This window comes from Micrococcus sp. TCR-5, from assembly GCF_052220525.1.
GTDB classification, from domain to species: Bacteria; Actinomycetota; Actinomycetes; order Actinomycetales; family Micrococcaceae; genus Micrococcus; species Micrococcus luteus.
Map to the genome: position 1 here is coordinate 35,721 of NZ_JBQPDO010000007.1, position 23,486 is coordinate 59,206.

The 23,486-nt window shown below is 75.4% G+C and carries 15 protein-coding genes; 11 read left to right on the forward strand and 4 right to left on the reverse strand.

The window, feature by feature from the left end; all coding sequences use genetic code 11:
- The first annotated feature begins 31 nt into the window (after nucleotides 1-31).
- Both hemB and hemL read left to right on the forward strand, forming a co-directional pair.
- Nucleotides 32-1,018, forward strand: coding sequence for a porphobilinogen synthase (gene hemB / locus ACTSKS_RS05700; protein ID WP_036381100.1), 987 nt, complete (start codon nucleotides 32-34; stop codon nucleotides 1,016-1,018).
- Nucleotides 1,015-2,340, forward strand: a complete 1,326-nt coding sequence (gene hemL / locus ACTSKS_RS05705) for a glutamate-1-semialdehyde 2,1-aminomutase (RefSeq protein ID WP_036314334.1) — start codon at nucleotides 1,015-1,017, stop codon at nucleotides 2,338-2,340. Before hemB ends, hemL begins: the two co-directional genes overlap by 4 nt.
- Nucleotides 2,341-2,368: 28 nt before the next feature.
- On the opposite strand, the gene ACTSKS_RS05710 is transcribed toward hemL, so the two are convergent.
- Nucleotides 2,369-3,055, reverse strand: coding sequence for a 3'-5' exonuclease (locus tag ACTSKS_RS05710; RefSeq protein ID WP_036314335.1), 687 nt, complete (start codon nucleotides 3,053-3,055; stop codon nucleotides 2,369-2,371).
- 44 nt (nucleotides 3,056-3,099) lie between these two features.
- On the opposite strand from ACTSKS_RS05710, the gene ACTSKS_RS05715 reads away from it, so the two are divergent.
- The 3 genes from ACTSKS_RS05715 to ACTSKS_RS05725 are packed head-to-tail and all read left to right on the forward strand — an operon-like array spanning nucleotide 3,100 to nucleotide 10,459.
- On the forward strand, nucleotides 3,100-3,510 hold the full coding sequence (locus ACTSKS_RS05715) for an MGMT family protein (RefSeq protein ID WP_036314337.1): 411 nt from the start codon (nucleotides 3,100-3,102) through the stop codon (nucleotides 3,508-3,510).
- On the forward strand, nucleotides 3,507-6,947 hold the full coding sequence (locus ACTSKS_RS05720; protein WP_036314339.1) for an ATP-dependent helicase: 3,441 nt from the start codon (nucleotides 3,507-3,509) through the stop codon (nucleotides 6,945-6,947). Before ACTSKS_RS05715 ends, ACTSKS_RS05720 begins: the two co-directional genes overlap by 4 nt.
- Entirely contained in the window at nucleotides 6,935-10,459 is a 3,525-nt protein-coding gene (locus tag ACTSKS_RS05725) for an ATP-dependent helicase (RefSeq protein WP_442927356.1), read from the forward strand. The genes ACTSKS_RS05720 and ACTSKS_RS05725 overlap by 13 nt, the downstream gene beginning before the upstream one ends.
- On the opposite strand, the gene ACTSKS_RS05730 is transcribed toward ACTSKS_RS05725, so the two are convergent.
- The gene (locus ACTSKS_RS05730) at nucleotides 10,434-11,540 is read right to left on the reverse strand and encodes a phosphotransferase (RefSeq protein ID WP_036314344.1); all 1,107 of its coding nucleotides are present in this window, start codon (nucleotides 11,538-11,540) and stop codon (nucleotides 10,434-10,436) included. The genes ACTSKS_RS05725 and ACTSKS_RS05730 overlap by 26 nt on opposite strands.
- A 127-nt stretch (nucleotides 11,541-11,667) precedes the next feature.
- On the opposite strand from ACTSKS_RS05730, the gene ACTSKS_RS05735 reads away from it, so the two are divergent.
- Genes ACTSKS_RS05735 through ACTSKS_RS05745 form a run of 3 tightly spaced genes read left to right on the forward strand, consistent with a single transcriptional unit; the run spans nucleotide 11,668 to nucleotide 15,869 of the window.
- Nucleotides 11,668-12,675, forward strand: coding sequence for an IS481 family transposase (locus tag ACTSKS_RS05735; protein WP_442927357.1), 1,008 nt, complete (start codon nucleotides 11,668-11,670; stop codon nucleotides 12,673-12,675).
- Between the two features lie 59 nt (nucleotides 12,676-12,734).
- Nucleotides 12,735-13,724 (forward strand): NAD(+) diphosphatase, encoded by a 990-nt coding sequence (gene nudC / locus ACTSKS_RS05740; protein WP_095694747.1) that lies wholly within the window; start codon nucleotides 12,735-12,737, stop codon nucleotides 13,722-13,724.
- Nucleotides 13,725-13,739: 15 nt separating this feature from the next.
- Nucleotides 13,740-15,869 (forward strand): ATP-dependent DNA helicase UvrD2, encoded by a 2,130-nt coding sequence (locus ACTSKS_RS05745; protein WP_078025606.1) that lies wholly within the window; start codon nucleotides 13,740-13,742, stop codon nucleotides 15,867-15,869.
- Nucleotides 15,870-15,911: 42 nt separating this feature from the next.
- On the opposite strand, the gene ACTSKS_RS05750 is transcribed toward ACTSKS_RS05745, so the two are convergent.
- The gene (locus ACTSKS_RS05750) at nucleotides 15,912-16,640 is read right to left on the reverse strand and encodes a ThiF family adenylyltransferase (RefSeq protein WP_078025607.1); all 729 of its coding nucleotides are present in this window, start codon (nucleotides 16,638-16,640) and stop codon (nucleotides 15,912-15,914) included.
- A 97-nt stretch (nucleotides 16,641-16,737) separates the two neighbouring features.
- Between ACTSKS_RS05750 and ACTSKS_RS05755 the strand changes: the two genes are divergently transcribed.
- Nucleotides 16,738-17,409 (forward strand): M48 metallopeptidase family protein, encoded by a 672-nt coding sequence (locus tag ACTSKS_RS05755; protein WP_078025608.1) that lies wholly within the window; start codon nucleotides 16,738-16,740, stop codon nucleotides 17,407-17,409.
- Nucleotides 17,410-17,473: 64 nt separating this feature from the next.
- Here the strand turns inward: ACTSKS_RS05755 and ACTSKS_RS05760 are convergent, their stop codons facing one another.
- Complete coding sequence (locus ACTSKS_RS05760; protein ID WP_044659760.1) at nucleotides 17,474-18,874, reverse strand: zinc-dependent metalloprotease; 1,401 nt, start codon at nucleotides 18,872-18,874, stop codon at nucleotides 17,474-17,476.
- Nucleotides 18,875-19,070: 196 nt separating this feature from the next.
- On the opposite strand from ACTSKS_RS05760, the gene ACTSKS_RS05765 reads away from it, so the two are divergent.
- Together ACTSKS_RS05765 and ACTSKS_RS05770 are read left to right on the forward strand one after the other, a co-directional pair.
- The gene (locus ACTSKS_RS05765; RefSeq protein ID WP_442927358.1) at nucleotides 19,071-20,141 is read left to right on the forward strand and encodes a YlbL family protein; all 1,071 of its coding nucleotides are present in this window, start codon (nucleotides 19,071-19,073) and stop codon (nucleotides 20,139-20,141) included.
- A gap of 126 nt (nucleotides 20,142-20,267) precedes the next feature.
- Nucleotides 20,268-23,411: a UPF0182 family membrane protein gene (locus ACTSKS_RS05770; RefSeq protein ID WP_095694745.1), complete on the forward strand. Its 3,144-nt coding sequence runs from the start codon at nucleotides 20,268-20,270 to the stop codon at nucleotides 23,409-23,411.
- The last annotated feature ends 75 nt before the right edge of the window (nucleotides 23,412-23,486 follow it).

Genomic DNA, 23,486 nt, shown 5'->3' on the forward strand with positions numbered 1-23,486 from the left:
GGTCCCCGAACCAGGAGCGTGTGACCCCGTCATGTCCTTCCCGCTGCACCGTCCCCGGCGTCTGCGCCGGTCCGCCGCGATGCGCCGCCTCGTCGCTGAGACGCGCCTGCACCCCGCCGAGCTGATCCTGCCGGCCTTCATCAAGGAGGGCGCCGCCGAGCCCGTGCCGATCGCCTCGATGCCGGGCGTCGTGCAGCACACCGCGGACTCGCTCAAGGCCGCCGCGGCCGAGGCCGCCGAGCTGGGCCTGGGCGGCATCATGCTGTTCGGCGTGCCGACCACGCGCGACGCCGTCGGCAGCGCCGCCCTGGACCCGGACGGCGTCCTGAACCGGGCCATCCGGGACGTGAAGGCGGAGGTGGGGGACGGGCTCGTCGTGATGTCCGACCTGTGCCTGGACGAGTTCACCGACCACGGCCACTGCGGCGTGCTCACCGCCGAGGGCACCGTGGACAACGACGCGACGCTGGAGATCTACGCCCGGATGGGCGTCGCGCAGGCCGAGGCCGGTGCGGACGTGCTCGGCCCCTCCGGGATGATGGACGGCCAGGTCCGCGTGATCCGGGAGGCCCTCGAGGGCGCCGGCCACCACGAGACCGCGATCCTCGCCTACGCCGCGAAGTACTCCTCGGCGTTCTACGGGCCGTTCCGCGACGCCGTCGACTCCCAGCTCACGGGCGACCGCAAGACCTACCAGATGGACGCCGCCAACCGGAGCGAGGCCCTGCTCGAGGTCGCCCTCGACCTCGAGGAGGGCGCGGACATGGTGATGGTCAAGCCCGCGATGAGCTACCTGGACATCGTGCGCGACGTGGCGGACATGGCGGACGTGCCCGTCTCCGCGTACCAGATCTCGGGGGAGTACGCGATGATCGAGGCCGCCGCCGCGCACGGCTGGATCGACCGGAAGGCCTCGATCGTCGAGTCCGTGCTCTCCATCCGGCGCGCCGGCGCCGACTCCGTGCTCACCTACTGGGCGGCCGAGCTCGGCCGCTGGATGAAGGAGGGGTCCCTGTGACCGCGTCCCAGCCGACCACCAACGCCGCCGCCTTCGCCGCGGCCCAGGCCGTCATCCCCGGCGGCGTCGACTCACCCGTGCGCGCCTTCGGCTCGGTGGGCGGCACGCCCCGGTTCATGGCCGGCGCACGCGGCCCGTACCTGACCGACGTCGAGGGCAACGAGTACGTGGACCTGGTCTGCTCGTGGGGCCCCATGCTGCTGGGCCACCAGCACCCCGAGGTCGTCGAGGCCGTGCACGCCGCCGTGGACCGCGGCCTCGGCTTCGGCACCTCCACGCTGGAGGAGACCGCGCTGGCCGAGCTGATCGCCTCCAAGGTCCCGGTCGAGCGCGTGCGCTTCGTGTCCACCGGCACCGAGGCCACCATGACGGCCCTGCGCCTGGCCCGCGGCGTGACCGGCCGCAACCTGATCGTGAAGTTCGCCGGCTGCTACCACGGCCACTCGGACGGCCTGCTGGCCGCGGCCGGCTCGGGCGTGGCGACCGCCGCCCTGCCCGGCTCCGCGGGCGTCACCGAGGCCGCCGCCTCCGAGACCCTCGTGGTGGACTACAACGACCGCGCCGCCGTCGAGGCCGTGTTCGCCGAGCACGGCGAGCGCATCGCCGCGCTCATCACGGAGGCCGTGCCCTGCAACATGGGCGTCGTGGAGCCCGCCGAGGGCTTCAACGCGTTCCTGCGCGAGATCACCCGCCGCCACGGCGCGCTGCTGATCTGGGACGAGGTGCTCACCGGCTTCCGCGCCACCGCCACGGGCGGCTGGGGCCTGTCCGGACAGCCCGAGGGCTGGACCCCGGACGTCTGGTGCTTCGGCAAGGTGATCGGCGGCGGCATGCCCGCGGCCGCCCTGGGCGGCTCCGCCGAGATCATGGACCACCTGGCCCCGCTCGGCCCCGTGTACCAGGCCGGCACCCTCTCCGGGAATCCGGTGGCCATGGCCGCCGGCCACGCCACGCTCTCCCGCGCCGACGAGGCCGTCTACGCGGCCGTGACGCGCGCCTCGGACGCCGTGCGCGAGGGCCTCGTGGCCGCGCTCGACGCCGAGGGCGTGGACCACTCGATCCAGCGGGCCGGCACCCTGTTCTCCCTGGCGTTCGGCACCTCCGGCACCGGCGTGCGGGACTACCGGGACGCCCAGGGCCAGGAGGTCTTCCGCTACGCCCCGTTCTTCCAGTCGCTGCTGGCCTCCGGCGTGTACCTGCCGCCGTCCGTGTTCGAGGCCTGGTTCGTCTCCGCCGCCCACGACGACGCGGCGGTCACCCGGGTGCTCGACGCGCTGCCGGCCGCGGCGAAGGCGGCCGCGGCGGCGACGCCCCAGGGCTGAGACCCGGGTGCGGGTCGGGGCCGGGCGCTCAGCGCTCGGCCTCGACCGGCCAGTGGCGCGAGACGGTGGCCTGCGGGTCCTTGCGTCGCAGGTACTGCTCGAAGCTCTCCGCCTGCTCGGCCTTCCAGCGGACCTGCCGCTCGTGCAGGTCCACCGGCGCGACGCGCAGCTGCTCGTACCGGGCGGCCAGGGCGTCGGCCACCTGGACGGCGGCGAGGGCGTCCGCCGCGGAGGTGTGCGCGTTCTCCAGGGTCACCCCGTAGTGCTCGGACACCGCGGAGAGCGTGCGCTTGCCCTTGCGGAACCGGTCCACCTGCTTGTCCAGCACGAACGGGTCGATCACGGGGCGGGCCTCGAGCGGCGTCAGCCCGTGGTGGCGCGCCTCCCGGTCCATCACCGTGAAGTCGTACACGCCGTTGAACGCCACCACGGGGATGCCCGCGGCGAACAGGTCCCGCAGGGTCTCGGTGATCTCCGTGACACCCTGCGCGGCGGGCATGCCCTCCGCCTGCGCCCGCTCCGTGGTGACGCCGTGGACCTCGGCCGCCTCGGCCGGGATGGGCACGCCCGGGTCCACGAGCCACTCGGCCGACGACGCGGCGCGGCCCTGCTCGTCCACCATCACCAGGGTGGCGGTCACGATCAGCGCGGTGCGCGGATCACGTCCGGTGGTCTCGAGGTCGAAGCCGGCGCGGATGCTCTCATGCCAAGTCACGCGCCTCACGCTACCCGGAGCGGCGGACACGACAGGATGGGGTCGTGACCGATCACCCTGTGCTCCCCGGCGCCCGCCACCGCGACGACGGACCGCTCACCCTCGGCGAGGGGCTCGAGGCGCTCGCCCGTCTGGTCCCGCCCGGACGCGCCGTCAGCTACGGGGGGCTGGCCGGCCTGCTGGGGGTCGGCGGTCCGCGGCAGGCCGGCCGGGCGATGGCCGAATCGAGCCCCGGCACGCCGTGGTGGCGGGTGGTCCGGGCCGACGGCTCGCTGCCTCCGGAGCTGGCCGCGCGGGCCGCCGTCGAGCACGAACGCGAGGCCATGCCCCGCACCCCGGCCGGGCGCGTGGACCTGCCCCGGGCCCGCTGGGAGCCCGACGACGGCGCCGCGCGGGCGATCCGTGCGATCGCCGACCGTATCGTGTCCGGGCCCGGTGCGAGGATGAGGCCATGACCAGGGAACACGGGGTGGACCCCTTCGACGACGACGCGGCGGCGCCGGAACGGGCCGCTCGGCTGGTGCGCACGGCCGCCGCGCCCGAGGACCGGATCACGCTCACGGACGAGCAGGAGGCGATCGCCTCGCTCGCCCCCGGGCACAACGCCGTGCTCGTGCTGGGCGCCCCCGGCACGGGGCGCACCACCGTGGCGGTCGAGTACGCGGCCCGCCGGATCGAGGCGGGGCTGGACCCCGAGTCCCTCCTGCTGCTGGCCCCGAGCCGGGATGCGGCGGCGCGGCTGCGCGACGCGCTGACCCGCCGGCTCGCCGCCGCCGGTCGGGGCACCCGCGCCGTCACCCCCGTGCGGACCTGGTCCTCCTACGCGTTCGACCTGCTGCGCCGTGCCCGCGTCACGGGACCGCTGAGGCATCTGGAGGTCGCCCCCCGGCTGCTCACCGGTGCCGAGCAGGACACGGTCATCGCCGAGCTGCTCGAGGGCTACGCCGCCGGCCTCGCCGCCGCGCCGGACTGGCCGGCCGACGTCGCCCCCGCCGTGGAGGCGCGGGGATTCCGCCGCGAGGTCCGCGAGCTCGTGGACCGCATGAGCGAGCTCGGCCTCGAGCCGGGCCGCCTGCAGGAGCTCGGCACCGCCCACGGGCGCCCCGAGTGGGAGGCCGCGGCCGTGCTGCTGCAGGACTACCGGGACCGGATCGACCTGGGCATGGCCGAGGCGTTCGACGCCGCCGGGCTGCTGTCCGCCGCCGTCCGCGTGCTCACCGAGCGGCATCCCGAGGACCCGGAGCGCGACGCCGCGGCGCAGGCGTTCGTGGCGGCGGAGCGGGACCGCCTGGCCGTGCTCGTGGTCGAGGACCTCCACGAGGCCACCCCCGCCGTGCACGACCTGCTCACCGTGCTCGGACGCGGGCGGGACGTGCTGCTCACCGCGTCGCCGGACACCACAGTGGAGGGCTTCCGCGGCGCCCGGCCCGACCTCCTCGCCCGGTACCCCGGGGTCCTCGACCCCGATCCCGTGCCGGGGGCCGCCCCGCCCGCGTCCCCGGACGGGCGCGTCCGGGTGCTGACGCGCGGGCACCGCATGCGCGCCGAGGTCCAGGACGCCTACCTGCGCGTGGCCCGCCGGGTCCGCCAGCGCACCGCCGGCGTCGAACGGACCCGGACCGAGACCGTCCCGGCGGACGGTGACGGCGCCGTCCGCGCGCACGTCGTGCCCACCCGCGCCCACGAGGACCAGCTCGTCCTCGAACGGGTGCTGCGGGTCCACCACGAGGACGGGGTGCCCCTGGACCGGATCCTCGTGGTCGCCCGCTCCGGCTCCCGTGTGGCCGCGCTCGCCCGCCACCTGGAGGCCGAGGGCGTCCCCGTGCTGCGCGACGCCGCCGGGCTCGTGCTGAAGGAGGAGCCCGCCGTCGCGCCCCTGCTCACGCTGGTGGACGCGGCGGGGGCGCTCGCGGAGGATCCGGAGGCCCGGGTCGAGGACGTGCTCGACCCGGACGAGGTCGTGGGACTGCTCACCGGCCGGTACGGGATGGCCAGCGCGCTGCACGTGCGGCGGCTGCGCCAGGACCTGCTGGCCGCCGAGCGGGGCCGGGGCGGCCGGCGCACCTCGGACGCGCTGCTCGCCGCGGCCCTGCTGGACCCGAGCCTGGCCGGCCCCGAGCACGAGCGGCACCGCGCCCTGCGCCGCGTCCACTGGATGCTCCGGGACGGCCTGGAGGCCGCCCGCGCCCCCTCGGCCTCGCCCGAGACCGTGCTGTGGGCGCTGTGGTCCGCCTCCGGTCGGGCCGAGCGGTGGCGTTCGCTCGCGCTGCGGCCCGCCGAGCACGCGAACGACCGCCGCGAGTCCCGCCGGGCGGACGCGGACCTCGACGCCGTCGTCGCCCTGTTCAAGGTGGCCGAGCGCTTCGTGGACCAGTTCCCGGGCGCGTCGCCCGAGTCGTTCGCCGTCTACATGGAGTCCCAGGACCTGCCCGTGGACACCCTGGCCCGCCGTGCCGAGTCCGGTGACGCCGTGCACGTGCGCACCCCCGCCGCGGCGGCCGGCCAGGAGTGGGACACGGTGATCGTCGTGGGCCTGCAGGAGGGCGTGTGGCCGAACACCCGGCTGCGCGGCCAGCTGCTCGGCGCCACCGACCTCGTGGACCTCGTGACCCTGCCCGCGGACGCCCCGTGGCCCACGGATCACCGCACCCGGCTGCGCGAGGTGCGTCAGGACGAGCTGCGCATGCTCGCGGCCGCGGTCTCCCGGGCACGGCGTCAGGTGGTCGTCACGGCCGTCCGCTCGCCGGATGAGGGCCCCTCCGACTTCCTCGACCTGGTGGACCCGCCCGAACGGCTGCCCGCCGAGGCGCGCGACGCCGCCGGCGTCCGGCGGCTCACCGCGGTCCCCGACCCGATCACGGCGTCCGCGCTCGTCGGCCGGCTGCGCCGCGTCCTGGAGGCCGGGGACGAGGCGGACGCGGCCGACGGGGCGACATCCCGGGCCGCGGCGGCCGCCGGCCTGGCGGTCCTCGCCGAGGACGGCGTGACCGTCGCGGACCCCCGACGCTGGTGGGGCCTGCTGCCGCTGTCCACCGAGGCCGCGCTCGTCGACCCGGAGCGCGAGGTCGTCGCGCTCTCGCCCTCCCGCGTGGAGACGGCCCTGCGCAATCCGCTGAACTGGGTGCTGTACCACGTCGGCGCGAACGCGGGCGGAACCCTCGCCCAGTCCGTGGGCACGCTCGTGCACTCGGTGGCCGAACACCACCCCGAGGGCGTGCCCGAGGACGTGCGCGCCGAACTGGAACGCCGCCTGCCCGAACTCGGCCTGCCGGAGGGCTGGATCACGGAGATCGAGCACGACCGGGCCCGCGGCCTGGTGGACGCCTACATCGGCTACTGGAGCATCGCCCGGGCGGCCGGGCGTCGGCCCGTGGCCCAGGAGGTGCGGCTCCTCGCGGACCTGACCTGGGGCGGGACCACCGTCCGGATCACCGGCGTCGTGGACCGGCTCGAGGCGGATGCGCAGGGCCGACCCTTCATCGCCGACCTCAAGACCGGCCGCAGCGCGCCCACCGGCGCGGAGATGGCGCGCCAGCCCCAGCTGGCCGCCTATCAGGTGGCCGTCCGCGCCGGCGGTCTGGAGCAGGTCCGGGACGACCCCGCCACGGACCCCGCCCTGCGCGCCGCGCTCGCCGGTCTGGAGCACCCCACGACACCGGCCGGCGCGGCCCTCGTCCAGCTCGGCGCCGGCACCCAGAAGACCAAGGTGCAGGACCAGCCGGCCCTCGAGGACGAGGACACCTGGGCGCTCGAGCAGGTGTTCACGGCGGCCCGCCGCACCACGGGGCCGCGCTTCCTCGCCCTCCACGAGGCCGGCGCCCGCCGGTGCGCGCTGCCCTCCGTCTGTCCGCTCTGCTCCGAAGGAAGGCAGGTCACCGAATGGCCCCGCTGACCGGCGATCCCGCCGCTCAGACCGATCGTCCGCGCGTCGAGGACGCGGTCCACTCCCCGGAGGACATCGCGGCGCGGCTGCGGCTGCCCCCGCCCACGGAGGAGCAGGCCGAGGTGGTCACCGCCCCGCTCACTCCGCGCCTGGTGCTGGCCGGCGCCGGCTCCGGCAAGACCGCCACCATGGCCGACCGCGTGGTCTGGCTCGTGGCCAACGGTCTCGTGCGCCCGGACGAGGTCCTCGGCGTCACGTTCACCCGGAAGGCGTCCGGTGAGCTCGCCGAGCGGATCAACGGGCGCGTGGACGCCCTGCTGCGCTCCGGCCTCGAGATCCCCGGCTTCGACGGGGAGCCCGAGGACCTGGGCCGCGCCTCGGTGTCCACGTACCACTCCTACGCCGGCGCGCTCGTCAGGGACCACGGCCTGCGGATCGGCGTGGAACCGGAGGCGCGGCTGCTCGGAGGCGCGGACGCCCACCGGCTCATGGGCGCCGTCGTGCGTTCGCATCCGGTGGTCGCGGACACCCTCGGCGTGGCCCCGTCCCGGCTCATCACGCAGGCGTTGCGGCTGGCCGGGGACATGGCCGAGCACCTGGTGAGTGCGGACGAGGTGCGCGAGTTCCTCGCCCGGCTGGCCGAGCAGGGGAGCGCCCTGCCGCTGCCCCCGCGCGCCAAGACCCCCTCGAAGGAGATCCAGGAGTTCCTGACCGGCCTGGCGGACCGCGCCCTCATGGCGGACCTCGTGGCCCGCTACGACGAGGTCAAGCGCGAGCAGGACGTGATGGACTTCGGCGACCTGCTGCGCCACGCGGCGCGCATCGCCGTCGAGGTGCCGGCGGCCGGCGAGCAGGAGCGCGCGCGGTTCCCCGTGGTGCTGCTGGACGAATTCCAGGACACCTCCCACGCCCAGATGCGGATCTTCGCCGGGCTGTTCGGCCCGCGCGGCCCCGAGGACGACGCGCCCGGGTTGGGGCACTGCGTCACCGCGGTGGGTGACCCCCACCAGTCGATCTACGGCTTCCGCGGCGCCTCCGCCGGGCAGCTCTTCGCCTTCCCGCACGCCTTCCCCCGACTGGAGACCGGCCCCGGCGGCGCCCCGCGGCGCGTGAACGCGGACGTCTCGCACCTGACGATCGCGTGGCGCAACGAGGAGTCGATCCTGGCGGTCGCCAACGCCGTCGCCGCACCGCTGAACGCCCACGCCGCCGCGACGGGCGGCGCGCCGGTGGAGGTGCGCACCCTGCGGCCCCGGCCGGGCGCGGGGGAGGGCGTCGTCCGGGTGGACCGGTTCGTCACCGCGGAGGAGGAGGCCGCCGACGTCGTCGCCCGCCTCGGCGCCCTCACCGGGTCCGGGCCCGGGGGGGCCACCCCGAGCCGCGCCGTCCTGTGCCGCACCCGCGCCCAGTTCGGCCCCGTGCGGGACGCGCTCGACGCCGCCGGCCTGCCCTACGAGGTGCTCGGGCTCTCCGGGCTGCTGGCGCTGCCGGAGGTCGCCGAGGTGCTCGCCGTCCTCCACGTGCTGGCCGACCCCACGCGCAGCGACCAGCTCGTCCGCCTGCTCACCGGCCCGCGCTGGCGCATCGGCGTGGCCGACCTCGAGGTGCTGCAGGAGCGCGCCCGGTTCGTCTCGCGGCTGCGGGCCCGGCGGGCCGGCGGTGGGCGGGAGGACCCCGCCGGGGACGCCCCGGACCCGGCCCGGGACGTGAGCCCCGAGGAGGACGCCGACGCCGCCGCCCTGCTGGAGGCCCTCGACTCCCTGCCCGGGGAGGGGACGGACTGGGTCGGCTCGCGCGGCCGCGGCTTCTCACCCGAGGGCCTGGCCCGACTGAGGGCCGTCAACGCCGAGCTGCGCCGGCTCTCTACGCGCACCGGGGAGGACCCGGCCGACCTCATCGCGGAGGTGATCCGTGAGACGGGGCTGGACGTCGAGGTGGCCCTGCGGCCCGGCGTCTCCGCGGCCGCGGCCCGGCGGCACCTGAACGCGTTCCAGGACGCGGCCCGCGACTTCGGCGCCGGCACCACGGCGACGGACCTGACGGCGTTCCTGGCCTGGACGGAGTCCGTCCTCGAGCACGAGGACGGCCTCGGCGTCGAGAACGCCGAGCCCACCCCCGGCCTGGTCCAGGTGCTCACCGCGCACGCCTCGAAGGGGCTCGAGTGGGACGTCGTCGCGGTCCCCGGCCTGCAGGAGGGCACGTTCCCCTCCACGCGGGCGGACCGCTGGACCAGCCCCCGGGCCGGCGCGCTGCCGTGGCCCCTGCGCGGGGACCGCGCGTCGCTGCCGCAGTGGGACGGCTCGTGGGCGCAGGACCAGCGGGACTGGGTCCAGTCGGCCGGCACCGGATACAGCTCGAAGGCGGCCCAGGAGGGCAACCCGGACCCCTATGCCGTGGCCGTGGCCGCCCACGCCGAGCGCGAGGAGCGGCGCCTGGCCTACGTCGCGTACACGCGCGCGCGATCCGCCCTGTGGCTGAGCACCTCCCTGTTCAAGGGAGTCAACAAGGAGCCCCTGCCGGCCTCGGCCTTCCTCGAGGAGGTGGCCGGTCTGGCGGGGGAGGTGCCCGGCGTCGCGCTCGGCCCCGCCCCGGCCGAGGACGACCTGCCCGAGGCCAACCCCGCCGCGGGCCGGACGCTGGTCGCCCGCTGGCCCTTCGACCCGCTCGACGGCCCGGAGGCCTTCGTCGCCGACCCGGAGGACCCCGAGGACGAGGAACGCTGGCAGCCGCTGCCGCGCCGCTCCCGGGCCCGCCGGCACGGGGTGGAGGCGGCCGCCGCGGCCGTGCACGCCGCGGACCCGGCGGCGCTCGGGGACGACCCGGAGCTGGCCCGCCAGGTGGACTGGGTGCTGCTGCGCCGCCGGGACGTCGCCGGGACGGGCGGGGAGACCGCCCTGCCCGAGCACGTCTCCGTGTCCCTCTACGGCGAGCTCGCCGCCGACCCGCAGGCCGTGGCCGAGCAGCTGCGCCGGCCCCTGCCCCGGCCGCCCGCGCACGCGGCGCGGCGCGGCACGGCGTTCCACGCGTGGCTCGAGGAGCGCTTCGGGGCCACCGGCATGCTGGACATCGACTCGGCCGAGGACGCCGCGGACCTGTGGGTCGACGAGGCCCTCGACCTCGGCCCGATGCAGGAGTGGTTCCGCTCCTCGCGCTGGGCGGAGCGCACCCCGGCCTTCGTCGAGGCCCCGGTCGAGACGACGGTCGGCGGGATCACACTGCGGGGCCGGGTCGACGCGATCTACCGCTCCGGCGGCGACCCCCGCCTGCCCTTCGACCCCGAGGCCGACTGGGAGCTCGTCGACTGGAAGACCGGCGCCGTGCCGCGGGGCCGCGACCTCGAGCTCAAGTCGCTGCAGCTGGCCGTCTACCGGCTCGCCTGGTCACGGCTGCACGGGATCCCGCTGGAACGGATCGGGGCCAGCTTCGTGTACGTGGCCCACGGGCAGGAGCGCTCCTTCCCGGACCTGCCGGGGGAGGAGGAGCTCGAGCGTCACATCACGGACGCCCTGGCCCGCCGTTGATCGGCCGCACCACCTCGACGGCGGGCAGCGGGCCCGTCTCCGGGTCCGCGGTCCTCGCGGCCGCGGCCTCCCGGGCGTCCTCCGCCGCATCCCGGGCGTCCTCGGCGGCGTCGGCGGCCGCGTCGGCCTCCGCCTGGCGCGCGGCCGCCTCCTGCGCGGCGCGCACGTCGCCCTCGAGCTCGGCCAGCATGGCCTCCGCCTCGGCGACCATCCCCGCGTCGTGCCGGTCCAGGCCCCGCGTGAGCCACTGGGCGAGGGCGAACTCGGCGAGCAGCGCCGCACGGCGCATCAGGTGGGCGTCGCCGTCGTCGGCGGCCCCCGCGTCGGCCCGCCGGGCCGCGTAGGCGTCGAGGACGCGGTCGGCCAGGTCCGGGTCCGTGGCGGCGGCCAGCCAGGCGACGTCGCCGGCCGGGTCGCCCACGTGCAGGTCCGTCCAGCCCGTCACGCCCACCACGCGGCCGCGCTCGAGGAGCAGGTTGTCCTCGTGCAGGTCACCGTGCACAGGCACCGGGGTGAACCGCCACAGGGCCTCCTCCTCCATGGCCTCCTCCCAGCGGCGCAGCAGCAGGGGCGGCACGCGGCCGGAGGTGGCCGCCTGGTCGAGGGCGTGGAGGTGACGCTGCCGGATCTGCTCCGCCGTGTAGGAGGGCAGGTCCGCGTGGTCCACGACATCCGAGGGCAGCGTGTGGATCGCGGCCAGCACACGGCCCACGTCCTGCACCGCGGGCTCGCCGAGCCGGGCCAGCTCATCCAGGGTGACGGGACGCCCGGGCATGTCCTGATAGACGAAGGTGCGCAGCCCCTCGAGCCGCACCGCGCCCGCCACGGAGGGCGTGCGGAACGGCAGGCCGGCGCGCACCGCCGGGGTCAGGCCCGCCAGCACCTGCAGCTCCGTCTCGAGACGGATGCCCGCCTCCGGGGTGCGGGGCGAGCGGACCCGCCACCGCTGGCCCTCACCGTCCACGACGACGGCGGTCGAGAAGTCCGCGGGGTCGTCCGGGCTCGCCTCCGCGGAGACGGGGGCGAGGCCGGGGACGGCCGCGGCGGCCAGGGCTGCGAGACGAAGGGGCTGACGATCCACCCCTCCAGCCTAGGTGTTGTGGGTCATGAGGTTCTTGCCACGAGGCGCCGGCTGAGATGAGACGAGTGGGCCCCGCCCCGCAGGATGGAAGTTCCTACACCACCCACCTGCCCGAAAAGACCCACTCATGACTCACGCTAACGCACCCCTGACCCCCACCGGCCGACTCAGGATGGTCCACCGCCACCTGCACGACGGGATCCCACAAGCGCACGTGGCCGCCGAGTTCCGGGTGAGCCGGCCCACGGTGGCCACCTGGGTGGCCCGCTACCGCGCCCAGGGAGAAGCCGGCCTTCAGGACCTGCCCAGCCGGCCGCACCGTTCACCTGCCCAGCTCGACCCCGAGGTGGTGGCCCAGATCCAGACCCTGCGTCGCAGGGAGAAGTGGTCGGCCCGCCGGATCCATCACCACCTCGTCTCTGAAGGCCACCGGGTGTGCCTCCGAACGGTGGGCAGGTGGCTGCACCGGCTGGGCATCTCCCGGTTGCCAGACCTCGCGCCCACGGGTGAGGACCTGCGCCAACGACCACAGAAGATCACCGCCCGCGGCCCGGGGCACATGGTGCACCTGGACGTGAAGAAGATCGGGAAGATCCCAGACGGGGGCGGCTGGCGCACCCACGGACGTGAAAGTGAAGCAGGCCGTGCTTCCAAGCGCGGGCCTGGCCGGCGGGTCGGCTACACCTACCTGCACTCGGCGATCGACGGGTACACCCGCCTGGCCTACACCGAGGCGTTGGAGGACGAGCGGGCGGCCACGACCGTGAGCTTCTACTACCGGGCGCGGGCGTTCTTCGCCGCCCACGGCATCACCGTGGACCGGGTGATCACGGACAACGGGAACAACTATCGGGCTGCGGACTTCACCGCGAAGGTGGTCTCGCTCGGGGGCCGGCACCACCGGATCCGCCCCTACACCCCGCGCCATAACGGGAAGGTCGAGCGGTACAACCGGCTGATGGTCGATGAGGTCATCTACGCCCGCCCCTACACCTCAGAGCAGGCTCGGCGTGAGGCCCTGGCGGTGTGGGTGAACCACTACAACTACCATCGGCCTCATACCTCCTGCGGAGACGCTCCTCCGACCTCGTTGGCACCGGCCCGAGTCAACAACGTCATGCCCTCCTACACCTAGGCGCGGAACGCCCTCCCCCGTCGTCGGGCGCACCGGAGACGGGTCGCTAGCCTGGACGCATGGCCTCCTGCCCCCCGTCGTCGTCCGACCCCACCGCCGCACCACCCCTGGCCCTGCCGCTGGCCCGCGAGGAGCTGGACCGCGGTGCCGTGGCCCGCCTCGACCCGGGCCACCTGGCGGCGTCCTGGGCGCGCGAGGGGACGGAGGTCCTGTGGCTGCAGGGCGGCCGCGCACCGGTCGCGGACGGCCGGCTCGTCTTCACCGCGCCCTCCGGTCCCGTGCCGGCCGAGGCCGCGTATCTGGGCCGCGGCACCGCGGCGGACCGGGGCCCGCACGGGCGGGAGCGCGAGGTGGTCTCCGTCGCCGTCGAGCCGCCGGCGGCCCTGCCCGAGGACGCGGCCGCCGCGCTCGCCGACGCCGTGTGGGTCGGCCTCCGCGATGCGGCCGCCGCCCTCAGCGACGCGGACACCGGGCTGTTCGTGGCCGCCGTCGCGAACGCCAACTGGCACGCCACCCACCGCTTCTGCGCGTTCTGCGGCGGCGTCACGGACGTCGAGGCGGCCGGCTGGGTGCGTCGCTGCCGCGACTGCTCCCGGGAGCAGTTCCCGCGCACGGACCCGGCGGTGATCGTGGCCGTCATCGACCCGGCCGGGCGGATCCTGTTGGGCCGCAACGCGGCGTGGCCCGAGGGGCTGTACTCCTGCCTGGCCGGGTTCGTGGAGCCGGGGGAGTCCCTGGAGCACGCGGTGGTCCGGGAGATCGCGGAGGAGTCCGGGATCACGGTGACGCACCCGCGCTACCGCGGCTCCCAGCCGTGGCCGTTCCCGCGCTCGCTCATGCTCGGGTTCACCGCCCTGGCCCCGGCCGGCGTCGAGCCGGTTCCGGACGGCGAGGAGATCCTCTCCGTGCGCTGGTTCGAGCGGGAGGAGCTCGCGCGTCTGGCCCGCGAGGGCGACGTCACCCTGCCCGGGGCCGTGTCCATCGCGCGGGCGCTCATCGAGGATTGGTACGGTGGGACGCTGCCCGATGCGCAGACCCTGATCACCTAGGAGGACTCGTCCCGCATGAGCACTCCCGACGAGATCCTCCGCGGCCTCGACCCGGAGCAGCGCCGGGCCGCCACGGCCCTGCACGGGCCCGTCTGCATCCTGGCCGGCGCCGGCACCGGCAAGACCCGCGCCATCACGCACCGCATCGCCTACGGCGTCGCCTCCGGCGTCTTCGACCCGCACCGCACCCTCGCCCTGACCTTCACGGCGCGTGCGGCCGCGGAGATGCGCACCCGCCTGCGCGACCTCGGCGTGGCCGGCGTCCAGGCCCGCACCTTCCACTCCGCTGCCCTGCGCCAGCTGCAGTACTTCTGGCCCCAGGCCGTGGGCGGCCCCATGCCCTCGCTGATCGAGAACAAGGTGCGCCTGCTCACCGAGGTCGCCCAGCGCATGCGGATGACCGTGGACCGGGCCGGACTGCGCGACCTCGCCGGCGAGATCGAATGGGCCAAGGTCTCCCTGCACGCCCCCGAGGGCTACGCCGAGGCCGCGAAGGAGCGGGAGATGCCCGCCGGCTGGACCGCCACCACCGTCGCCCGTCTCTACACCGGCTACGAGGAGGCCAAGACAGCCCGGAACATGATCGACTTCGAGGACGTGCTGCTGATCCTCGTGGGGATCCTGTCCACCGAGCCGCAGATCGCGGCCACGATCCGGGACCAGTACCGCGTGTTCGTGGTGGACGAGTACCAGGACGTCTCGCCGCTGCAGCACCGCCTGCTCGACCTCTGGCTCGGCGACCGCGGCGACCTGTGCGTCGTCGGCGACGCCTCCCAGACGATCTACTCGTTCACGGGCGCGACCTCCCGCTTCCTCACCGACTTCCGTGAGCGGTACCCCGCGGCCACGGTGGTCCGGCTCGTGCGCGACTACCGGTCCAGCCCGCAGATCGTGGAGGCGGCCAACCGCCTGCTGGCGGACCGCACCAAGGCGGGGGAGCGGGACCGCACGATGCCGCGCTGGCCCGACCCCCTCGAGCTCGTCTCCCAGCGGCCGGCCGGCCCCGACCTCGTGTTCGCGGAGTGCACCGACGACGAGGCCGAGGCCGGCTGGGTCGCCGACCGGATCGCGGCGCTGATCGACGACGGCGTGCCCGCCTCCGAGATCGCCGTCCTGTTCCGCACCAACGGCCAGTCCCAGGCCTTCGAGACGGCGCTGTCCTCGGCGGGGATCGGCTACCAGCTGCGCGGCGGCGAGCGGTTCTTCTCCCGGCGCGAGGTGCGCGACGGGATCCTGCAGCTGCGGGCGGCCGCCCGCGCGGCCCAGGACCTGACGGGTGACGACGTCACGGACCGGGTGCGGGACGTGCTCTCCTCGCTCGGCTACTCCGCCGAACCGCCGTCGGCCACCGGCGCGGCCCGTGAACGGTGGGAGTCCCTGCACGCCCTCGTCAACCTCGCCGACCAGCTCGCCACGACGCGCGGGGCCGAGTTCACGCTGACCGAGCTCGTGGCCGAGCTCGACGAGCGGGCCCAGCACCAGCACGCGCCGACGGTGCAGGGCATCACCCTGGCCTCGCTGCACTCGGCCAAGGGCCTCGAGTGGGATGCGGTGTTCCTCGTGGGCCTGTCCGAGGGGCTCATGCCGATCTCCTTCGCGGAGACCCAGGCCGAGGTGGACGAGGAACGGCGCCTGCTCTACGTGGGGATCACGCGTGCCCGCCAGCACCTGTCGCTGACGTGGACGCTCTCGCGGGGCACGGGCGGGCGCTCCACCCGGCGGCCCTCCCGGTTCCTGTGGGCCATCGACCCGACCCTCGGCGGCACCCGCGAGCACGCCCCGGCCCGCGGATCCGCGGCCGGCCCGACGGCGCCGCGGCGCCGGGGTGCGAAGGTCGCCGTGTGCCGCACGTGCGGCAAGCCCCTCGAGACGGGAGCCGAGCGCAAGGTCGGCCGCTGCCTGGACTGCCCCGCCACCTACGACGAGGCGGTGCTCGAGGAGCTGCGCGACTGGCGCACCCGCACGGCCGCCGAGATGCGGATGCCCGCGTTCGTGGTGTTCACGGACGCCACCCTCGTGGCCATCGCCGAGGCCATGCCGAGGACCCCGGCAGAGCTCCTGAAGGTGCCCGGCCTCGGCAAGGCCAAGCTGGAGAAGCACGGACCGGAGCTGCTCGAGCTGCTGCACGGCACCCCGACGGCCTGAGCCGCGGGCCCGCACCCCGTTCCGCCGGCGGCGCCGCCCCCGTCAGAACGCCCAGCCGAGCGCGTCCGGGTCGCAGGCGCAGCCGGGCCGGGGGCGGACCTTCACTCGGCGCGTGCGTCCCGTCACCCGATCGGCCCGCAGCACGCCGGGGGCCGGTCCGGTCCGCAGCGCGTCCACGGTCAGCACGGCGGCCCGCAGCGCCGCGAGCCCGTCCACCTGTCCCCGGTGCGCCGACGGGCCGGGCGCCGTCGGGGCACCGGGGACGCCCGCCGGGTCCGCGGGCCATCGGCACAGCGGGCACCCGCGCACCACGGGGGCGCACCACGGTCCGACCGTGACCGCTCTCGGCCCCACCGTGACCGGCAGCAGCGGGTGGTCGGCGGCGAGGGCGTGCGCGGCCAGGTCCGCGTCGAGCACGGACCCCACCGCCACCGTCGCCTGCCCCACGAGCACCGGCACCGGGCCGTGGTGCGCGTAGAGGCGCAGCCCGGGGGCCACATCGCCCAGCCGGCGCGCGAGCGCACCCGCCCGGGGCCGACCGAGGTCCCCGGGCAGCAGGCCGGTCCCCAGGTCCGCGGCGTCGACGGGCCGCGGATCCCACAGGGCCAGGCGCAGCGCCCCGGCCCCCGCGAGTGCGTGGGCGATCGCCGCGCCCACCGCGTCGAGGCCCGCCACATGGACGTCGGTCGGCGGGGCCCACGCCCCCGGCTCCAGCGCTGACGCGGCGGCGTCATGAGGGACGGTGGTGACGGTCTCGGCGACGGTGCGCACGGCTCTCCTCTCAGCTCGGTGCCTCCCACCCTGCCAGGGCACTCCCGGACCGCGCCGGATTGTCCACAGCCTGCTGCCCATGCCGGACAATGGCCGGATGCGCCCTGTCCCGCCCACCCCCGGCCGCCCTCCCCGTGCTGTCCCGGCCGCCCACCGCGGTCCCGCCCGCGAGAGCATCGATCTGGACTGGGAGGGCACGCCCGTGCGGCTCGTGCGCTCCACGGCCCGCACCCGCACCGTCTCGGCGGCGTGGCGCGACGGCCGCCTGCAGGTCAATGTCCCGGCCCGGCTCTCGGCCGCGCAGGAGCGCGAGTGGATCGGCCGGATGGTTGCGAAGGTGGGCGCACGCGGCGGGACGGGGCAGCCCGCGGCCGACCCGGACGGCCGCCCCGCCGACGCCCGCTCCGACGACGCGCTCCTGGCCTGGGCGGGACGGCTCTCGGCGGCGCACCTGGGCGGGCGGGCCCGTCCGGTCGCGGTCACGTGGTCGGCCCGGCAGCGCCGCCGCTGGGGCTCGTGCACGCCGGCCCGCGGCACCATCCGGCTCTCGACGCAGCTGCGCGGCATGCCGGACTGGGTGGTGGCGGCGGTGCTCGTCCACGAGCTGGCCCATCTGCTGGAGTCCGGACACGGCCCGGCCTTCCGACGCCTCGTGGACCGGTACCCGCGCTACGCCGAGGCGATGGCCTTCCTCGAGGGGGTCACCTTCGCCGAGGGCCGCGGTCGCACGGCGCCGGACCGGTGGGCGGAGGACGAGGACGCGGGCTGACACGACGGCGGGCGGCCCGCACCCGAGGTGCCGGACCGCCCGCCGCCGTCGTGCCGGGAGGGGCTCAGCCCTCGCGCGGCGCGTCGCCGAAGCCGCCCTCGAGGAGCTTGCGCAGCTCGTCGTCGAGGGACTCGGCGCTGGCGTCCGCGGCGGAGCGGCGCCCGGCGTACCCGGCGGGGTCCTCGAGGTCCTCCGCCGTGGGCTGACGCTCGGGATGGCGCCAGATCTCCTCGCGGTACTCCGTGCCGTGCTCGGCCGTGACGTGCTCCCAGAACGCGGCGGCCTCGCGCAGGCGGCGCGGGCGCAGCTCGAGGCCCACGAGGGCGGCGAAGGCCTGTTCGGCCGGGCCACCCGAGGCGCGGCGGCGGTTCATGGTCTCGCGCAGGGCGGCCGCCGACTCGAGGGGGCGCGCGGCCTCGGCGACCACCACGTCCACCCAGCCCTCCACGAGGGCGACGAGCAGCTCCAGCTGGTCCAGCGCGGCCTGCTGGGTGGCGTCCGGGGCGGCGATGAAGGACGCCCCGTCGAACACGGCCTGCAGGGAGCCGGGGTCCATCGGGTCCACCGACTGCGCGGCCCGCTCGATGCCCTCGGTGTCCAGGCGGATGCCCGCGGCGTACTGCTCGACGGCGGCGTACAGGTCCCGCTCGAGCCACGGCGAGTGCAGGAACAGGCGCATGCGTGCGGCCTCGCGCAGGGCCAGGTAGATGCGGATCTGGTCGTCCGGCACCGAGAGCCCGTCGCCGAACTCCTCGATGTTCACGGGGACGAGGGCGAGACGGTGGCCGGCGACGGGCAGGCCGATGTCCGTGCCCGAGAGCACCTCCTTGCCCAGGGCGCCCACGGCGCCGCCGAGCTGCAGGCCGAACATCGTGCCGCCCATGTTCTTCAGCATGGGCTGCAGCCCGCCGAGCAGGGAGGCGTCCATGCCCTCGGGGAGCTGGCCCGGCAGCTGCTGCTCGATGGCCGCGGACATCGCGCGGGACATCGAGACGGCCACGGGCTCGGTGAGCCGGCGCCACTGGTCCATGGTCGCCTCGACCCACTCGGCACGGGACCAGGCCACGCCGACGCTGCCGACGGGCTCGGTCTGCGTGACGCCGTCGAGCCACAGCTCGGCCAGCCGCAGCGCCTCGTCCACCTCGCGTCGCGCGAACGAGCCGACGGCCGGGTCCTCGCCGGCCACGGCCTGGCGGGCGGCCTGCTTCGCCAGAGCCCAGTTCACGGGGCCGTCCGAGCCGGAGCCGGAGCTCATCATCGCCTGGAACTGGGCCATGGCCTGCTGCATCATGGCCGGATTCAGCTGGGACGGGTCGAAGGGCACCCCGCCGGGGCCGCCCAGGCCCTCCATGGCGCGTCGGACTTCGTCCGGGTCGGGGCCCTGGCCGCCGAAGAGCTGCCGCAGCATCTCCTCCAGGGGGTCGCGGCCGTCGTCGGATCCGGGCGTGCGCGCGTCGTTGCTCATGTCTCCAGCGTATCCGCGTCGGCGCGGCGCGCCCGCCCTCCCGACGTCGCGGCGGCGCGGTTCGCCCATGGCGCACGGCGTCGCGCGGGGCAGGCGGGGGTCGCGGCCCCGCGTAGACTGGTGTGACCGTCGCCGCGCGGCCCGTGCCCGGCGGCGAGGACGGCCCGATCAGGACCCCCAGGAAAGACGGTGTCGCGTGCGCGCAGTGCCCTCGAGGACCACCCGCGCCGCCCGCGTGCCCTTCTCCGGATGGCTCGCCCTGGGCAGCGCCGGGCTGGCACTGCTGGCCCCCACCCCCTACATCCTCGAGGGCCCCGGCCCCGCCGTGGACCTGCTGGGCGAACGCGAGGGTCGACCCGTGCTGCGCGTCGAGGGCGGCGAGGCGGACCCGGGTGAGGGGACCCTGCACATGACCACCGTGATGGTCGGGGGTCCTCCCATCGGCACCACCTCCCTGCTCGACCTCGGCCGCGGCCTGACGGACCCCGCCGTGGACGTGGCCCCGCGCGAGCTGATGTATCCCACCGGCGTCACCTCCGACGAGGTCGGCGAGGCCAATTCGGCGGCCATGTCGGACTCCCAGCAGACCGCGACCGCCGCGGCCCTGCACGAGCTCGGACGCGAGGTGCCCCAGCGGCTCGTCGTGCAGCAGCTCGTGCCCGGCGGGCCCGCCGAGGGCGTCCTGCGGGCCGGGGACGAGGTGATCGCCGCCGAGGGACGGCCCGTGGCCGACCTGGAGGCCGTGCGCGCCGCCGTCGGGGCCGCGGGGCCCGACCCGGTCACGCTGACGGTCCGCCGCGACGGCGTGGAGCAGGACCTCGAGGTGCCGGTGGCGGCCGCCCCCGAGGGCGCGCCCCAGCCGTGGCAGATGGGGGCCCTGATCGAGACCGCCTACGAGGTCCCGGTGGACGTCGAGCTGACCGTGCCGGACATCGGCGGACCTTCGGCGGGTCTGATGTTCGCGCTCACCGTGATCGAGCGGCTGACCCCGGGGGCGATGACGGGGGGCGCCTCGATCGCCGGAACGGGCACGATCACGGGGGACGGCGTCGTGGGTCCCATCGGCGGGATCCCGCAGAAGGTGCGCGGCGCCGCCGAGGCGGGGGCCACGACGTTCCTCGCCCCCACGGCGAACTGCGAGGAGCTGGCCGGCCGTGTGCCCGAGGGTCTGACGGTGTACCCCGTGGACACGCTGGGCCAGGCCCGCGACATCGTCGAGGCGGTGGCCCGGGGGGAGAGCCCGGCCGCCGCCCGGACGTGCGGCTGAGCCGACGCACACCAGGACCACCAGACCACCAGACCACCAGACCACCAGACCGGACGACATGTCCGGGGCGCAGCGCCCCGGACCGGAGCAGAGCCCCGCGGACGCGGGAGGGAAGAGGACAGAGCAGTGAGCTTCGGACAGGGAGGCGGCGGACCGTTCGGCGGCCCGCCCCGTGACGGCGGCGGGACCGCCGGGGGCCAGTCCGGCCCGTTCGGGGCGTTCGGCCCCTTCGGCGGCGCCCCGCGCGGCCCGGGCGACGACGGCGACCGCGGTCCTGGTGGCCCGTTCGGCGGGGGCGGGTCCTCCGCCGCGCGCGGCAGGGGCCGGCCGGGCCGGCCGAGCGCGCTCGTGCTGACCATCATCGCGGTGGCCGTGCTCGTGGGGCTGTTCGTGGTGTTCACGAACGTCTACACGGACGTGCTGTGGTTCTCGCAGCTGGGCTTCACCGAGGTCTTCTGGACCGAGGTCCTCGCCAAGGCCGCGCTGTTCCTGATCGCCGGGCTCGGGATGGCCCTCGCCGTGTGGCTGGCGATCCGCACGGCCTGGCGCCACCGTCCCGCGGACGCGTCCGCGGCCGCGCGGGACTCGCTCAGCCAGGCCCAGCGCCAGCTCGAGCCCATCCGCCGCCTGGTGTTCCTGGGTGTCCCGCTCGTGCTCGGCGTGTTCGCCGGCTCCACCGCGATGAACGGCTGGAACACGGTCCTGCTGTTCCTGAACCAGGTGCCCTACGGCCAGGCGGACCCGGAGTTCGGCCTGGACCTCATGTTCTTCATGGCCACCCTGCCGTTCCTGACGCTCATGGTCGGGTACCTGATCTCGGTGGTCCTGGTCTCCGGCATCACCGGTCTGCTCGTGCACTACCTGTACGGCGCGGTGCGCGTGGAGGAGGGCGGCAGCGTGCGGATCACCCCGGCGGCGCGCGCCCACATCGGCATCACCCTGGCCGTGTTCCTGCTGCTGCAGGGCGTCAACTTCTGGCTCAACCGCTACCGCACCACGCAGTCGCAGACCGGCAACTGGGCCGGCGCGCTCTACACGGACGTGAACGCGGTCATCCCGACGTCGGCGATCCTGGCGGTCACGGCCGTGATCGTGGCCGGCCTGTTCGTGTGGACGGTGGTCTCGGGCCGGTGGCGGCTGTCGCTGATCGGCACCGCGGTCCTGGTCATCACGGCGCTCGTGGTGGGCACGGCGTACCCCTTCATCGTGCAGGAGTACCAGGTGAAGCCGTCCGAGCGCACGCTCGAATCCCAGTACATCGAGCGGAACATCGCCATGACGCGCGAGGCGTACGGCCTGGACGACGTCGAGGTGACGAACTATGAGGGCGCCACGGACCCCGAGGCCGGGGCCCTGGCGGGCGAGGAGGCCAACACGGCCAACGTCCGTCTCATGGACCCGAACCTGATCTCCCAGACCTTCGGGCAGCTCCAGCAGTTCCGTCCGTACTACTCGTTCCCCACCACGCTGCACGTGGACCGCTACGAGGTGGACGGCCAGACGCGGGACACCATCCTGGCGGCCCGTGACGTCAACGTGGACGACATGCAGTCGTGGGTGAACCGCCACACCATCTACACGCACGGCTACGGCATGGTCGTGGCCGACGCCTCCGAGGTCGCGGCCGGCGGCCGGCCCCAGTGGCTGCTCTCCGAGATCCCGACGCGCGGGCCGCTGGCCTCCGACCAGGACTACGAGCCGCGCATCTACTTCGGGCTCAACTCGCCCTCGTACTCGGTGGTGGGTGCGCCCGAGGGCGCGCCGGCCGTCGAACGCGACCGGCCGCAGACGGCCGACTCCCAGGAGGACACGGCGTACACCTTCTCCGGCGACGGCGGCCCCTCGGTGGGCAACCTGTTCAACCGGCTCGCGTACGCGGTGAAGTTCGGCTCGCCCGAGCTGGTGCTGTCCTCGGACGTGAACGAGGCCTCGCAGATCCTCTACGACCGCGACCCGGCCGAGCGCGTCCGCAAGGTCGCGCCCTACCTGACGGTGGACACCGCCCCCTACCCGGCGATCGTCGACGGCCGCGTGCAGTGGATCGTGGACGCCTACACGACCTCGGACCAGTTCCCGTACTCCACCGCGCAGCAGCTGGGCGAGGTCACGGTGGACTCCCTGAGCCAGGGCCAGAACCCGGCGCTCCAGGGCCGGGTGAACTACATCCGCAACTCGGTGAAGGCGACGGTGGACGCGTACGACGGCTCGGTGTCTCTCTACGCGTGGGACGACCAGGATCCGCTGCTGCAGGCCTGGCAGAACGTCTACCCGTCCTCGCTGCGCCCGTACTCGGAGATGAGCGCCGGACTCCTGGACCACGTCCGCTACCCGGAGGACATGTTCAAGGTCCAGCGCGAGCTGCTCGGCCGCTACCACGTGACCGACGCGGACGACTTCTACGAGAACAACGACGCGTGGTCCGTGCCGTCGGACCCCACGCGCGAGGAGGACGTCAAGCAGCCGCCGTACTACATGACGCTGCAGATGCCCGGCCAGGACGAGCCGGCGTTCTCCCTCACCAGCAGCTACATACCGCAGATCACGGACGGTGCCCAGCAGCGCAACGTGCTCTACGGGTTCCTCTCCGCCGCCGGCGACGCCGGCACGGGGGAGGACGGCGTGAAGGCCGAGGGCTACGGGCAGCTCCGACTGCTCGAGCTGCCGCGGTCCACCACGGTGCCCGGCCCGGGCCAGGCGCAGGCCAACTTCGACTCGAACGCGGACGTCTCGCGGGAGCTGAACCTGCTGCGCCAGGGCGCGTCCGAGGTGCTCAACGGCAACATGATCACCCTGCCGGTGGCCGGCGGCATCCTCTACGTCCAGCCGGTGTACGTCCGCTCCTCGGGCGGCACCACCTACCCGACGCTGCGCAAGGTGCTCGTCTCGTTCGGCGACAAGGTCGGCTTCGCGGACACCCTCCAGGAGGCCCTGGACCAGGTGTTCGACGGCGACTCGGGCGCGGTCACCCCGGAGGAGAACCAGGCGGAGGCGCCCGCACCGGGCGAGGAGCCGTCGGCTCCGGGCACGGTCGAGGAGGAGCTCTCGGCGGCCCTCGAGGAGGCGCAGGACGCCCTGACCCAGGGCCAGGAGCGTCTGGCCGAGGGCGACTGGGCCGGCTACGGCGAGCAGCAGAAGCGTCTCAACGAGGCCCTGAAGCGTGCCACCGCCGCCGACGACGCCCTGGGCGGCGACGCGCCCGCCCAGGACCAGGCCCCGGCCGAGGCGAGCCCCGCGCCGTCGTCGAGCCCCAGCCCGACGCCGAGCGGCTGAGCCGGCGCCGGCGGGCCGGGCCCGCCGGACCGTCGACGGCGGCCCCGGCCACGCACCGCGCGTGGTCGGGGCCGC

Bases quoted from the DNA above. Each gene is read 5' to 3' on its own strand.
- ACTSKS_RS05755 (WP_078025608.1), top strand. From the start codon at position 16,738: ATGCGCCCTGTCCCGCCCACCCCCGGCCGCCCTCCCCGTGCTGTCCCG.
- ACTSKS_RS05725 (WP_442927356.1), top strand. From the start codon at position 6,935: ATGGCCCCGCTGACCGGCGATCCCGCCGCTCAGACCGATCGTCCGCGC.
- ACTSKS_RS05720 (WP_036314339.1), top strand. From the start codon at position 3,507: ATGACCAGGGAACACGGGGTGGACCCCTTCGACGACGACGCGGCGGCG.
- hemB (WP_036381100.1), top strand. From the start codon at position 32: ATGTCCTTCCCGCTGCACCGTCCCCGGCGTCTGCGCCGGTCCGCCGCG.
- nudC (WP_095694747.1), top strand. From the start codon at position 12,735: ATGGCCTCCTGCCCCCCGTCGTCGTCCGACCCCACCGCCGCACCACCC.
- ACTSKS_RS05760 (WP_044659760.1), bottom strand. From the start codon at position 18,874: ATGAGCAACGACGCGCGCACGCCCGGATCCGACGACGGCCGCGACCCC.
- ACTSKS_RS05735 (WP_442927357.1), top strand. From the start codon at position 11,668: ATGACTCACGCTAACGCACCCCTGACCCCCACCGGCCGACTCAGGATG.
- ACTSKS_RS05745 (WP_078025606.1), top strand. From the start codon at position 13,740: ATGAGCACTCCCGACGAGATCCTCCGCGGCCTCGACCCGGAGCAGCGC.